Raw genomic sequence first — 14,594 nt, 5'->3', positions numbered from 1 at the left:
ATCAGACCCTCACCTCCCTTCGCCTACCACCAACAATATAGATAAAGAAGGGAGCGCCTACCAAGGCTGTGAAAATACCAATTGGCAACTCGGCATTTGGAATGACGACACGAGAGAGTACATCTGCCCAGACGACAAAGAGGGCACCCAGTAAGGTCGCAACGGGAAAAAGTCTCCTGTAATTCGTTCCTACTAACCCTCGAGCTAAGTGAGGAGTAATTAGACCAACAAATCCAATAATCCCACAAGTTGCTACTAAGACTGCTGTCAGCACAGCTACCATGGTCACATAAAGATACCAATAAAAGCGTAAGGGAATCCCTAAAGTTAAAGCAGCCTCATCTCCCATCATCATCGCATTAAAAACACGATACTGAGTAGAGAAAAATAGAAAGGCCATTCCTACTACTATAGTTGGCAGGACCAAGTCTGCCCAGGTAGTCCCAGCAAGCGAGCCCATGGTCCAAAACTTAATGGTCATCACACTGTCAGCATTAGCACCAACTGAGATAATAAAGTTGGAAAATGCCAGAAAAAGGGCATTGACCACCGTTCCTGATAAGATTAGACTGGAAGTTGTCATCCTGCCCTGCATAGAGGCAATGATGAGGACAGCAATTGTTGCCAAAATAGCTCCAAGAAAAGCTCCAAGGCTAATCATCACTTTTAAGCCAAGAATGATGCTCAAAGTTGCCCCTAGAGTTGCACCCGCAGAGATTCCTAAGACATAGGGCTCAGCAATAGGATTATTCACTGTAGACTGCATCACGCTACCACACATAGAAAGTCCAGCCCCTACTATCAGACCTAACAATACTCGGGGGAATCTCATGTTCCATACAATAGCAAGAGTAGACTTGGAAACCTCTCCTATCTCAAGAGGAATCCCCAATCTGCTCAAAATAATCCGATAGGTATCTCCTAGATCAATCGCAACAGACCCCATAGAAACAGCTAGAAAGAGGGAAATTCCTAAAACACTTAGCAAAATAACCAAAAACAACACAAATTGCAGGTCCCGTCGGCTTCCAGAAAATTTGGAAAGCATGCAAACCTCCTTTGATAGAATCTTAAAAATTTAGAAAATTCTCATAAAAAGTATACCATATTTTCATTAGATGAACAAGGATAGAAATATATATAGAAAAAGCCCTCTGATATCAGAGAGCTGATTTGAGCTCGGGCTAAAATCCTAGCGAAAAAGACGAAACTCCTTGTATTCATCGAACACTGTGTCGTTTCCCTATTTTCATACGGATTTTTAACTCCCTTAGCATCCTATTTATTGCTGGATAAAATGTTTATAGATTAGGCGACAAGCCGAAGATTGTACGAAAATTTTAGTGTAACAAAAAATCTCCCCGAAGGGAGACATATCTGGTTTATTTTACCTTACAGTGCTAGGAAACATAACCGAAGATTATACTTGAGTATATTGAGGTATGGTAACAACATAAAAAGCTCTCTGAAATCAGAGAGCTTTATTCTTGCTGGATAAAACGTTTATAGACTAGGCGACAAGCCGAAGATTGTACTGATGGTACATCGAGGCGAAGGCAACGAAGTATAGAAACGTTTTAGACGTAAGATTAGCGACGAAGTCCTAGAGAGTTGATCAACTCACGGTAACGGTTAACGTCGTTCTTACGCAAGTATGCAAGCAAGTTACGACGGCGACCGATTTTCTTCATCAATCCACGGTAAGTAGCGTGGTCTTTTTTGTGTTGTTTGATGTGTTCGTTAAGGTGGTTGATTTCCCAAGTAAGGACAGCAACTTGAACCTCTACTGAACCTGTATCACCTTCGTGACGTGCATATTGTGCGATGATTTCATTTTTTTTCTCTTTTGAGATTGCCATGATGTTTCTCCTTTTTATTTGGCTTCATCCGAGTGACAGGTTGGCATGCCTGTGACCAAGAAGAAGTTATTTGTCTTTACGACAGTTCTTATTCTACCAAGAAGCAGGGACTTTGTCAACTGATTTACTGTTTAAAAGTTTGAATTACTCTACTGATTTCAGGGCTTCAAGCATATCCACTTTTCTCAAGTGGCGATTGACAAAGAGACCTAGTAAAGTCAAAATCACAGTCACTGCGACGATTGGAAGAGCATAGACTTCCCAGCTGACTTGTGGATAAAAGAGTATAGCGGCTGGTGAAATCATTTGAATCAAAAATTGATGTAAATAGTGACCAGCTACCAAACCGAGAACAATCCCCACAAAGGACAGCACCATGGTCTCGCGGTAGATATAGAGGGTCACTTCTTTATTGTGGAAACCGAGAACCTTGATAGTCGAAAGTTCACGGATACGTTCTGCCACATTGATATTATTGAGATTGTAAAGAATAACAATGGCTAGCAAGACGGAAACAAGGACAAGGATTGCCATAGTTTTATTGAGCGAACTAGCCACGGATTCAAAGAGATGGATGGCCGTTGCATTTTGGATGACCCCAGAAACAGCAGCTTTTTCCATGAAGGTAGCAGCTTCTTTCTCCGTATTGGAAGGTGTTGGGTCTTTTAATTTTACTAGGTAGGTATTGTCTTGTGGACTGGTGCCATAGACTTGTTCGTAAGTCGCTCGGTTGAGATAAACAAAGTGTCCAACATAGTTTTCAGAAATAGCCGCGACCTTAATTTCCTTCCCATCAAGCTCCAGCTTGTCTCCAATCGTAACACCTGCTAGTTGGGCTAATTTTTGACTCACGACCGCTCCATCAGTGACCTGCACCTCTCGCCCATTTTCCTCTAATGTGATAAAGGGTTTGAAGTCTTCGCCACTAGTAACCATCATGGTAATCGTTTGAAGTCCTGCTTTTCCTTTGAAATCTTTTTCAATGGATTTAGAGTAAATCTTTTGGTAAGCATGGATACGGTCCGCTTGCAAGGCACTTTCTAAATCGGCCTTTTCTTGCTCCGTTGCACTGCTCTTTTCCGCTACAATCATCTGGTATTGCTGAATTTGTTCAAATTGGCGCTCCACAACCCCTCCCACAGAAGACTGAATGCCCAGACCTGCAAATAAGAGAGCAACTGAACCTGCAACTCCAAAAATGGTCATCAACATTCGTTGCTTATAACGGAAAATATTTCGCGCAGTAACCTTATGAGTAAAACTCAGACGACTCCAAATAAAGCTCAGGCGTTCCAGTAAAATCTTTGCTCCCTTAACGGGAGGTTTGGGAAGCAAGAGTTGGGCTGCTTCATCGTGTAATTCCCTCCGCGCCACCAGATAAGCTGGCAAGACACTGGATACCCAACTCAAGGCTAGGGCAAGGAGGCTATAAGACCAGTAAAAATACTCCTGGCTTTTACCAACGACCATTCCTGCTGTTATAACATCCGAAATCACTCCTGCAAGGAGATAATGTCCAAGAAGTGTTCCTATAACGGTCCCCACAGTTCCTGCAAGAAAACCATAGAGGACAAACTTGGCAACAATATCTCGATTCCGGTAACCTAGAGCCTTAAAAATACCAGCATTGGTACGCTCTTCATCTACAAAGCGAGTCATCGTTGTAAAGGTCACCATTGCAGCGACCATATAAAGCACAACGGGGAAGATATTCCCGACTGATCGAATGCTTGACGATGCATTACTGTACATGAGATAACCTTGACCCCCTGGCATGGTTTGACGATTGTATACGTGGTATTTCGGCTCTGCCAGTTCATCAAGCTCTTTCTGACGCTGTTCTAGCTTCCATTTTTCCTTAGATAGATCACTCTCCGTCTGAGCCAGTTTTTCTTTTTTAGTCGCCAATTCTTCCTTAGCTTTTGTCAGCTGTCCCTCGATTTGACTCTTTTGCGGTTCTGGTAAAGCGGTCGCTTGTTCTTCTTGCGTTTTCAAGCGACTTTCGGCCTGTTCTAACTGACTCTTTCCTTTTTGAAGGTTACCTTCTGCTGTTTGGAGCTGTTCTTTGCCCTCTTCTAGGCTCTTTTGCCCATTTGCTTTGATACTTGCCAATCTTTTTTGACCATTATCGGCAAGCAAATCTTGCAACTCTTCCTGATGTTGGGTTCGTTTGGCCTTATAGTCTGATGAAAAAGCATCCAGATTTTTTAAATCATCATAGCGCACACGCGCAATACTGTAGACTTCTGTATCAAACTGACTGGGTAAAATCACTCCATAGCCAGCCAAGCTTCCATTTCCACTACTAGCACTTCCTAAATCTTTTTGAGAAAGCATCTCGCCCGACTGAACAAATCCAGTAATTGTGAAAGTTTGGGATTTTACGACGGACTTTTCTTCTTTCTTAGTAAAGGTAATGGTCTGCCCAATCTGATAGCGGTCTTTCCAGAAGTCGGCTAGGGCAATTTCCTCACCAGCTTCTGGCAGTCGCCCTTCTGTCACTTGAAAGGTTGAAATGCTCTCTGGTTTGGAATAAAGTCGAACCGCTTCTTCACTATTTTCAACGGTTAGGTCTGCCATATAGCCAAACTCAACACTCGCTCCTTGAAGTGTCTTTAGTTCGTCTTGGTCTTCTTTGTCCAAGCCATAATCAGCTATCACGGCCAGATCCAGAGTATTGGCTTTACGGAGATAATCTTCTGCCGTACGTTCCATGTTTGGACTGGCCACTTTGAGGCCAACTAGAGCTAAAGAACCCAGCATCATCAAGGTCAAGATAGAAACAAAGCGTCCCTTTGAAGTCGTCACTGACTGAAATAGGTCTTTCCGATATGTTTTTTTCATGCTAATACTCCAAGGTATCGATATCCTGCGGACGCTCATTGATCGTCATGCTCTTAACCGTGGCATCGCGCATGTGAATCACCCGATCTGCAATAGGAGCTAGCGCGCCATTGTGGGTCACGATAATCACCGTCGCTCCTTTTTGACGTGACATGTCTTGGAGAATCTTCAAGACTTGCTTCCCCGTCTGATAATCCAAGGCACCCGTCGGTTCATCACAGAGGAGAATTTTAGGATTTTTGGCTACAGCGCGTGCGATGGAGACTCGCTGTTGCTCCCCTCCAGAAAGCTGGGCTGGAAAGTTATTCAGGCGATGACCTAGCCCTACGTCTTTTAGCACTTGCTCTGGATCTAGGGCATCCGCTACGATTTCCGAGGCCAACTCCACGTTTTCCTTGGCTGTCAGATTGGAGACTAGATTGTAAAACTGAAAAACAAAACCTACATCTTCACGACGGTAGTTTGTTCGTTGGTGCGAAGTGTAGTTGGCAATATTGGCACCATCAATCCAAATCTCCCCCTCATCATTGGTATCCATACCTCCTAGGAGATTGAGAACAGTTGATTTTCCAGCACCTGAAGCACCAAGTATGATAACCAGCTCCCCCTTTTCAATTTCAAAATTCACATCGCGATTAGCCACAATCTCCGTATCCCCAACCTGGTAACGCTTGTAGCTGTGTTTCATCTCAATATAAGCCATCAGACACACCTTCTCTCAAACAAATTGCTTCCTATTATCATTATAACGCTTTTTCAACTAGTTGAAAACTAGGAGCGAATACAAAAAAGCCTAGGAATTCCTAGGCTTTATGTTTATAGATTATTTTCCAAGGTAGTATTCAGCAACCACGTTCAATTTTTCGTCGAATTCGAATACCAATGGTGGGAAGTTAGGGATTTCCACGTCCATGATTTCGTCGTCTGACAAGCGTTTGATGTGTTTTACAAGGGCACGAATTGAGTTACCGTGAGCTCCTACGAATACGTTTTTACCATCTTTAAGTGCTGGAGCGATTTTGTCTTCCCAGAATGGAAGGGCACGTTCCAAAGTCACTTTCAAGTTTTCAGCATCTGGGATTACTGAGTCGTCAAGTGAAGCGTAACGACGGTCAGTGTGAGCTGAGTGCTCATCATCACGGTCCATTGCCGGAGGCAATACATCGTATGAACGACGCCAGATGTGAACTTGCTCATCACCAAATTGTTCAGCAGCTTCAGCCTTGTTTTTACCAGTCAAACCACCGTAGTGACGTTCGTTCAAGCGCCATGATTTTTCAACTGGAACCCACAATTGGTCAGCAGCTTCAAGAGCCAAGTTTGTTGTTTTGATCGCACGTTTCAATACTGAAGTGTAAGCTTGGTCAAATTCGATACCAGCTTCTTTGATCAATTTACCAGCGTCAATCGCTTGTTGTGTTCCTTTTTCAGACAAATCAACATCAGCCCAACCAGTGAAAAGGTTAGCTTTGTTCCATTCAGACTCACCGTGGCGAGCAAAAACCAATTTTACCATTAGATGGATTCTCCTTTTATTTTTCGAGGTTGTCCTCGTTTATCTATTCCATTTTACACAATTTTTCACAAAAAAGCTAGTGAAAATCAACGAAAAAGAGAAGAGCTTCTCAGCCTTCTCTTTATTATATTATCATAATTGTTCTCAACAGAAAATGAAGCAGTCTCTCCTAAATAATTAAAAAACTACTACTCTTCAATTACAAATTTTTTCAATGTTCCAAAGTAGAGTGAACCACCAATAATGGTTAGAATTCCACCTACCCATCCCAAAAGTGGAATCAAACCGACCGCACCACTACAATGAGCAAAACAGAAGGTGCATTCGTAACACGTTCATCATCTTTATAATAAACAATAGCAACAATTCCCAACACCAAAACAGCAATTTAAACCAATAACAAAATAATTGAAATCCCTGTCAATGTTCCAAGTGTTACATCTGAGTCTTCAGTCGCTGCAGCAGCTCCAACAGCCATCATAAACATGATGACTGGCGCTAAAAGCAATACAATTCCTGAATAAGACCAAAATAGCGTTAACACGAGCAAGTGTATTTGTTTTCATAATAATCTCCTTAAAATTTTTATAGGTATTATTCAATCATAATTTCAATAAAAATTAAACATTTCTATAAAATTTTATAATGAATATTAATACCCTTTAAACTCTCTAAAGAATTTTAAGCTCCATAATTCTTTTATAATTATTAGCAAATATAAAATCATGAGAAAACTGAATACTAGATTATGTTAACCATCTACACGTACAGGACAGGAAGAACTTCATTTTAGGAAATGGACTAGTAAATTTTCCCATGATAAAACGCATAATATCAAAGCACTTGAACTCTTGATATTATGCGTTTTTATGATTTTAGCGACCTTTCTCAGTCTCTTTCTGATTATTTTGCTTCAAATCCTTCTGCGACCGCATCCGTAAAGTTTTCTTCTACGATGCTTGCACAATGGTCACAGATGACTGCATGGTAGCTACGATCTGCAGTAGTTGGATCGATACGACGGCAACGGTCACATACTTCACCTGCAGCACGTTCAACTGTGAAGACAACATCCTCAAAGCTAACTGCGCCTTCTGGAGCTGTACCTTCAGCGATGGTCAATTCTGACACGATCAAAAGTTGAGCCACATTGCTATCTACTGCTCCAAGAAGAGTTTTCACCACTTCATTTGGATAAACTGTCAAGTGTGCTTCAAGTGATTTCCCGATAACTTTTGCATTACGCGCTTCTTCCAAGGCTTTTTGAGCTTGTCCGCGGAAATCCATGAAGGCTGACCATGTATCCAAGATTTCTTCTTGGTTGGCAAAAGTTTCCGCTTCTGGCAATTCTGACAATTGCACAAATTCTTCAGCTTCAAACTCAAGATATGACCAGATTTCCTCTGCTGTGTGAGGAAGGATTGGTGTCAAGAGTTTGGTGATTTTGACAAGAACGTCATAGAAGACAGTTTGCATTTGACGACGTTCGAGTGATTTGGCACCTTCGATGTAGACAACATCTTTGGCAAAGTCAAGGTAGAAGGCTGACAAGTCAACGTTGATAAAGTTCACCAAGGCCTTATAGATTGTCAAGAATTCGAAGTTTGCATAAGCATCACGAATCGTTTTCACAAGCTGGTTAAAGCGGATGGTCATGTACTTATCAACTGAACGTAGTTCATCGTAAGCGACTGCGTCCTGAGCTGGATTAAAGTCAGATGTATTGGCAATCAAGAAACGAAGGGTGTTACGGATCTTACGGTAAGTTTCAGAGACTTGGCTCAAGATATCCATAGAGATACGCACATCGTTGCTTGAGTCCACACTTGTTACCCAGAGACGCAAGATTTCCGCACCAAATTGTTTTTCAACATCGCTTGGAGCAATGGTATTCCCAAGGGATTTAGACATCTTCTCACCTTTACCATCAAGGGCAAATCCTTGTGACAAGATTTGTTTGTAAGGAGCCACGCCATGGTTGGCAACAGATGTAATAAGAGATGAGTTGAACCAACCACGGTATTGGTCAGAACCTTCAAGGTAGAGGTCAGCTGGGTATTTGAGTTCTGGACGGTTGACCACCACTCCATTCCATGACGAACCTGAGTCAAACCATACGTCCATGATGTCTGTTTCTTTTTTGAACTCGCCATTTGGTGAACCTGGATGGGTAAATCCTTCTGGCAAGAGATCTTTGGCATTACGCTCCCACCAGATAATAGACCCGTGTTCCTCAAAGAGTTGAGCCACGTGCTCGATCGTTTCAGCAGTCATGATTGGTGTGCCATCTTCAGCGTAGAAGATAGGAAGAGGAACTCCCCAAGCACGTTGACGAGAGATAACCCAGTCGCCACGGTCACGAATCATGTTGTAAAGGCGTACTTTACCCCATTCTGAGTGGAATTTCACTTTTTCAATTTCATCCAAGATTTCTTGGCGGAATTTAGATACTGAGGCAAACCACTGTGGTACTGCACGCCAGATGATTGGTTTTTTCGTACGCCAGTCAAATGGATAGGAGTGAGAAATTTCTTCTTGCGCAAGGAGAAGATTACCAAGTTTTTCGATAACAGTTGGTACAACCTTGTCATAGAATTGACCTTCAAAGTCAGAGCCAGCATTGGCCATCATAATACCGCGTTCGTTAACTGTTACAGCAACTTCAAGACCGTTAGCAACACCGACATTGTAGTCGTCCTCACCAAAACCAGGGGCTGTATGGACGATACCAGTACCAGAGTCAGTCGTAACGTGGTCACCAAGGATTACCAACTCATCTACAGCCGTATCCCAAGGGTGAGCTGTTACGATATGGTTCAATTCTTGACCACGGTAGGTTGCCAAGACCTGAACATCAGCCCAGCCAAATTTTTCAGACAAACTAGTCAACAATTCTGAAGCAACCACAAACTTACGAGATTCACCAGCTGGTTGTACGACTACGTAATCGATATCCGCACCAACAGTCAACCCACGAGATGCTGTAATGGTAAATGGAGTAGTTGTCCAAACAACGATGTAAGTATCAGTATCTAGGACACCTTTTCCGTCTTTGACACGGTTAGCATAGTAAAGGGAAGTTGAAAGCAAGTCATGATATTCAATTTCTGCTTCTGCAAGAGCTGATTCAGATGACCATGACCAGTAAACTGGCTTGGCACCACGGTAGATATAGCCTTTTTTAGCCATTTCACCGAAGACACGGATTTGAGCCGCTTCATAGTCTGGAGTCAAAGTCACATAAGGATTTTCCCAGTCACCAGAAACACCCAAACGTTTAAAGTCTTCACGTTGTTTATCAACTTGAGAAAGAGCGTACTCGCGGCAAAGTTTCAAGTACTCAACCAAGTCCATTTCTTTGCGTTTGACACCTTGTTTTGCCAAAACTTGCTCGATTGGCAGACCATGTGTATCCCAACCTGGAATATAAGGCGCATAAAAACCTGACATCGATTTTGAACGAACAATAATATCTTTAGAAATCTTGTTCATAGCATGTCCAACGTGGATATTTCCGTTGGCATAGGGAGGTCCATCGTGCAAGGTGAAATGCGGTTTTCCTTGGTTCAATTCTTGACGACGTTGGTAAAGTTTCGCTTCGTCCCACTCTTTTTGCCATAGTGGTTCTTTAGTGGGAAGTCCAGCACGCATTGGAAATTCAGTTTTTCCAAGATTTAGGGTATCTTTGAGTTTCATTATATCTCCTTTATTATATAGACAAATTAAAAACCACGAATCGCTAAAAAGGACGAAAATCGTGGTACCACCTTTGTTCGAAAAAAGACAAAGTCTCTTTTCCTCTTTTCCCGTAACGTGGGGAACGTCCAATCTTACTGCTTTCAGACTGGATTACTTGAGAGGATAATCTGACCACTAGGGATTGCAGGACTCACACCATCTCCTACTCGCTGGAAATATAGTTGGCCAGATATTGTTCTCACATTTATTTCTTATAATATTGTAACGGATTCTTGTTGTGCTTCATGTCTAGTAGTTGAAGAAGCAGTTCCAGTTGCTGATGGCGATACTGAGAAATACTCTGTCATCATTTCTGAATCGTCATGTTGTGGTTCAACTGAATGAGACTGTATCTCTTCTACAACCGTATTGATGTCTAACACATGACTTTCCGCTTGACTGTTAGCCTGCTGAGCTTCAAACTCAGCTAATTCTTTGTTACCTGCTTCGATGCGGGCTTGTAACTCAGCCATTTCTTCAGGTGAAAATTGGCGAGTCACATCAATCGGCTCTTCTTCTGGTTGCGAAGGAACAGCTTCTCCCAAGACCTCACCTACGACTTCCTTGAAGGCTTCATCACTTGTTTGGAGATAAGTCGCAGTCGGACGAAGAATATCTTCCCAATCTGAAGATTCGACAATGGCCAACTGGCTCTCAATTGTAGACTTGAGGCGTTGATGGAATACACGGCTTTTGTTTTTCAATTCCTCTGTCTCAACAGCTACTTTCTTAGCATTATCTGTTGCCTGACGTAGGATTTCATTAGCCTTGTATTTCGCCTCTTCAAGGAGACGCTGGGCATCTTGCTCAGCCTGTTGAATAATATTGTTTGAGCGCTCTTGAGCAGCTTGCTTTACACGTTCAGCCGTATCTTGAGCAATCAAAACAGACTGGCTCAACGAATCCTTCATCTCATCAAAGTAAGATAAGCGCTCTTCTAAACTTCTAATGTGTCTTTCCATTTCGTGATTATTGCGAACTAAGTCCTCGTAATCACGAACAACAATATCAAGAAATTCATCTACTTCTTCTGGATCAAACCCTCTGAATTTCGTAGAAAAGGTTTTATCTTTAATTTCTAATGATGTAATTGGCATACTTTTCCTCACTTACTTAATAATAATTGGATAGTCAGTTTTATCTTATCCCTTTTAGTTTGCCCATTTTCTTTGACAATCTTCAGACGACCAAACTTTCTCACACTAATCAAATCCCCTACAGCTACTAGATAATCTAATTTTTCAATGGGGTGGTAGTTTACCTGAACAGATTTTTTCTCTATGAGTTGACTAGCCTGCTTTCTGGATAATTTCAAAGCACTTGATAAGAGGGCATCCAAACGAAAACTGGAAATCAAAATCTCTTGTTCTTGGTAATTGATCTCAGATATGATTTTATCGGTGAAAGGACATTCCTCCAGCGACACAGGTAGTCTGGCAATCTTTTGTATCCCGTCCTGAAACAGAGGGATAAAATCACGATTGACAAAAATCTGTGCTCTCTTTTCATCTACCAAGATATCACCAAAGAGCTTACGATCAATTCCTAGTTGATTGATGATTGTCCCCAAAATCTTTGCATGTGTCAGTTTTTCAAATCTACTTGGATAACGGATCTCTAGCAATGCCATTTCAAAATCTGACAGTGTCGGACTGAAATAGTCCGGATACAGAAGGACACGGACAAATTCCGTATGGATATATTCTCCGCTACTCACACAGCCCAGTCCATAGGTCCCAGCCAAAACCCTCAGTATCTGTTCCTGATGCGGATTGACAAAAGCAGTGAGGACAGGAGTATAGGTATCTTCCACCCGCTTGATCCACTCTAATCCCTTATCAATAAAAGGAGCATCATCAAGAGAAAAGTGCTGGTAAATCGCTTTATTTGTCATCATAGTATCAACAAGAAACGAATCAAGCTGTCACCCAAAAAACGGACGATTAAGATTGCCAGCCAAATGGATAAATCCAAACCTCCAAATTGTAAAGGTAAACGGCGAAGTGGATCAACAATCGGTCTAATCAGCTTTTCCAGTAAACGTTCTAGTGAACTACCATAAGAATTTGGAAACCAAGAGAGGAGTGCATAGATTAACAAAAGCAGGGAATAGATATTCACTGCATTTTGGATCAGACGAATTAGAAAAATCATTATTTCGCTCTACTTCGTTTAATATCAAAACCAAATTCTGCACTTTGAGAATCATCAGGCAACTTGATATCTTCAATATTCACAACCACATTGACTGGTGTCAACAAATACATTGTACTCGCAACTTTTTTCAGATTACCTGCCAAAACATGACGGGCACCGTCCAGATAGTCTAGACAACGACGAGCCTGAACCTCTGTCATGTACTGGAAGTCAATCAAGATACTTTCATTTCCAGCCAATAAATCCACAATTTCTGTTGCATCCTCATATTTTCTAGGATAACGAACATCAATCGTTACTTTTTCATCTGTACGATGGCTTTGCATAGCCAATTCTTGTTGGCGAGCATGTAAGCGAGTGATGTTTGCATCTTTTGAAGTGGTTGATTGAAACTGCGCTGGCAGTTCTTTAGAAGCTGAACTCGATGAAGCAATCATCTGCTCATCCTGAGGTTGATAAGTCGCAGTTGTTTCTTCCCCATCTTCTGTAAAATAATCTATAAATTTATCAAATCTATCTTTTAAAGACATAGATCTCTCCTATTTAAAAAATGCTGTGCCGATTCGAACAAAGGTCGAACCAAATTGAATCGCTTCCTTATAGTCACGACTCATCCCCATGCTCAACTCTGTCATCGGCATATTAGGAATCTGTTTTTCTCTAATCACTGCTTGCAGTTCCTGAGTTTTCTTGAAAATTTGTTTCAATTCATCAGAATCTGCCTCAAAAGGAGCCATGGTCATCAAACCAACATACTCAATCTGATCTAGCTGAGCCAAGTCCGGCAAAAGTTCTAGTAATTCTTTTTTTGAAAAACCGTGCTTACTTTCTTCTCCTGAAATATTGACCTGTAGGAAACACTTGATAACATGATCTGTTCTCTTTTGAATCTCCTGTGCCAATTTCAAGGAATCTAAAGCATGAAAGTAATCCACAAAAGGGATTACTTCTTTGACCTTCCGTCTTTGTAGCGTCCCAATCAAATGCCAAGTGACAGGGAATTCTTTTAACGTCTGATATTTTTCTAAAAATTTATCAACACGATTTTCACCAATATGATGAACACCCAGGGGAAGCAGGGCTTCCGCTGTTTTTACGTCCACATATTTCGTCACTGCAATAATGGAAACAGAAGCTGGATCACGATTGGCTTCTCGGCTAGCTTCAGCGACCTGCTGAAAAACGAACTCTGTATTTTTTTTCAAATCCATTGATTAACGATTCTTGAAGAATGGAGGTGTGTCCAACTCATCTTCGTCCTGATAAGTCGGTGCTTCGAAACGTTCTACAGGTGATACGACTGAATCAGTTTGACGAACGATTGATTCACGGCGCAAGTCCCAATCACCAAAAGCAGAAGATTGACTTGTTTCAAAGCGTCGTTGGCTTTGTTTTGGTAATTCTGCTGTATCTTCTAGGTCAAAATGACGATCAAAATTTTGAGGGTGCGATTGTCTTGAAGCTTCACGACGAGCCGCTTGTTTTACTGAAGAACCAACAACTTTTTCTACACGTTCTTGACGAACACCAGTCGCTACAACTGTTACACGAATTTCATCTTTCATGCTTTCGTCAATAGAGGTTCCAAGCCAGATATTCACTCCTTGGCCTGCTGCTTGATTGACGATTTCAGAAGCTTCTTCTGCTTCAATCAAGGTCAAATCAAGACCACCAGTAACGTTGACAATGACATCTTCAGCACCGTCAATGGTTGTTTCAAGAAGTGGTGAGTAAATCGCTTTACGAGCTGCTTCAACGACACGCTCTTCTCCACTGCCAATACCGATACCCATAAGGGCATTCCCTTTGTTTGCCATGACAGTTTTCACATCGGCAAAGTCAAGGTTGATCAAACCTGGGTTGGTAATCAAGTCTGTAATCCCTTGAACACCTTGGCGAAGGACGTTATCTGCCTCGCTAAGAGCTTCAAGAAGCGGTGTCTTCTTATCAACAATTTCAAGCAAGTTGTTGTTTGAAATAATCAACAAAGTATCAACATGTTCGCGAAGTTCGTTGATTCCTTCTACAGCGTACTGACCACGTTTGCTTCCTTCAAAGCCAAAAGGACGTGTCACAACACCAACTGTAAGGGCACCTAAATCTTTAGCAATACGTGCAATAACAGGGGCAGCTCCTGTACCAGATCCACCACCCATACCAGCAGTGATAAAGACCATGTCTGCACCGCTAATCGCTGCTGTCAATGCTTCTTCGCTTTCTTCAGCAGCCTTACGACCAACCTCAGGTCGACCTCCAGCACCCAAACCACGAGTCAACTTTGGTCCAAGTTGGATAACTGTTTCAGCTTTTGTACTGCTTAAGGCTTGTACGTCTGTGTTCGCCGCAATGAATTCTACGCCTGAAACACCTTCGTCGATCATGCGGTTAATAGCATTACCACCGCCTCCACCGACACCAATTACTTTAATAACTGCACCTTGAGCAGCTGCTGTATCAAATGAAAATGTCATAATTTCTTT

The 14,594-nt window shown here is 41.9% G+C and carries 12 protein-coding genes and 1 pseudogene; all 13 read right to left on the bottom strand.

The features are described from left to right. Position 1: 1 nt before the first annotated feature. The 13 genes and pseudogenes from GOM48_RS02990 to ftsZ all read right to left on the bottom strand — a co-directional run bounded on the left by GOM48_RS02990 (position 2) and on the right by ftsZ (position 14,585). Positions 2–1,048, bottom strand: a complete 1,047-nt coding sequence (locus GOM48_RS02990) for a FecCD family ABC transporter permease (RefSeq protein ID WP_084948942.1) — start codon at positions 1,046–1,048, stop codon at positions 2–4. 541 nt (positions 1,049–1,589) lie between these two features. Continuing rightward, entirely contained in the window at positions 1,590–1,859 is a 270-nt protein-coding gene (gene rpsO / locus GOM48_RS02985) for a 30S ribosomal protein S15 (RefSeq protein WP_001018251.1), read from the bottom strand. 144 nt (positions 1,860–2,003) lie between these two features. After that, positions 2,004–4,709, bottom strand: coding sequence for an FtsX-like permease family protein (locus GOM48_RS02980; RefSeq protein ID WP_235098728.1), 2,706 nt, complete (start codon positions 4,707–4,709; stop codon positions 2,004–2,006). Beyond that, the gene (locus GOM48_RS02975) at positions 4,705–5,406 is read right to left on the bottom strand and encodes an ABC transporter ATP-binding protein (protein WP_235098276.1); all 702 of its coding nucleotides are present in this window, start codon (positions 5,404–5,406) and stop codon (positions 4,705–4,707) included. Before GOM48_RS02975 ends, GOM48_RS02980 begins: the two co-directional genes overlap by 5 nt. Before the next feature lie 120 nt (positions 5,407–5,526). After that, positions 5,527–6,219 carry a phosphoglycerate mutase gene (locus GOM48_RS02970; protein ID WP_235098274.1) on the bottom strand — a complete coding sequence of 231 codons (693 nt, stop codon included), beginning with the start codon at positions 6,217–6,219 and terminating at the stop codon, positions 5,527–5,529. 188 nt (positions 6,220–6,407) lie between these two features. Continuing rightward, positions 6,408–6,785: pseudogene (locus GOM48_RS02965) on the bottom strand (hypothetical protein). Between the two features lie 337 nt (positions 6,786–7,122). Continuing rightward, the gene (ileS, locus tag GOM48_RS02960; protein WP_235098272.1) at positions 7,123–9,915 is read right to left on the bottom strand and encodes an isoleucine--tRNA ligase; all 2,793 of its coding nucleotides are present in this window, start codon (positions 9,913–9,915) and stop codon (positions 7,123–7,125) included. Between the two features lie 254 nt (positions 9,916–10,169). Then, entirely contained in the window at positions 10,170–11,054 is an 885-nt protein-coding gene (locus tag GOM48_RS02955) for a DivIVA domain-containing protein (RefSeq protein ID WP_321159613.1), read from the bottom strand. A gap of 8 nt (positions 11,055–11,062) precedes the next feature. Further along, a complete protein-coding gene (locus GOM48_RS02950; protein ID WP_235098271.1) occupies positions 11,063–11,854 on the bottom strand; it encodes an RNA-binding protein in 792 nt (263 codons plus the stop codon). Next, positions 11,851–12,111 carry a YggT family protein gene (locus GOM48_RS02945; RefSeq protein WP_000576497.1) on the bottom strand — a complete coding sequence of 87 codons (261 nt, stop codon included), beginning with the start codon at positions 12,109–12,111 and terminating at the stop codon, positions 11,851–11,853. The genes GOM48_RS02950 and GOM48_RS02945 overlap by 4 nt, the downstream gene beginning before the upstream one ends. Further along, positions 12,111–12,644: a cell division protein SepF gene (locus tag GOM48_RS02940; protein WP_000053360.1), complete on the bottom strand. Its 534-nt coding sequence runs from the start codon at positions 12,642–12,644 to the stop codon at positions 12,111–12,113. The genes GOM48_RS02945 and GOM48_RS02940 overlap by 1 nt, the downstream gene beginning before the upstream one ends. A gap of 9 nt (positions 12,645–12,653) precedes the next feature. After that, positions 12,654–13,325 (bottom strand): YggS family pyridoxal phosphate-dependent enzyme, encoded by a 672-nt coding sequence (locus tag GOM48_RS02935; protein WP_235098269.1) that lies wholly within the window; start codon positions 13,323–13,325, stop codon positions 12,654–12,656. Between the two features lie 3 nt (positions 13,326–13,328). After that, on the bottom strand, positions 13,329–14,585 hold the full coding sequence (gene ftsZ / locus GOM48_RS02930) for a cell division protein FtsZ (protein ID WP_125394622.1): 1,257 nt from the start codon (positions 14,583–14,585) through the stop codon (positions 13,329–13,331). Between the last annotated feature and the right edge of the window lie 9 nt (positions 14,586–14,594).

Origin of the sequence: Streptococcus oralis (genome assembly GCF_021497885.1) — a bacterium.
In the GTDB taxonomy this organism is placed as follows: domain Bacteria; phylum Bacillota; class Bacilli; order Lactobacillales; family Streptococcaceae; genus Streptococcus; species Streptococcus oralis_BQ.
Note: the sequence above shows the minus strand (reverse complement) of the source record. Positions and strands in the feature narration are given on the sequence as shown.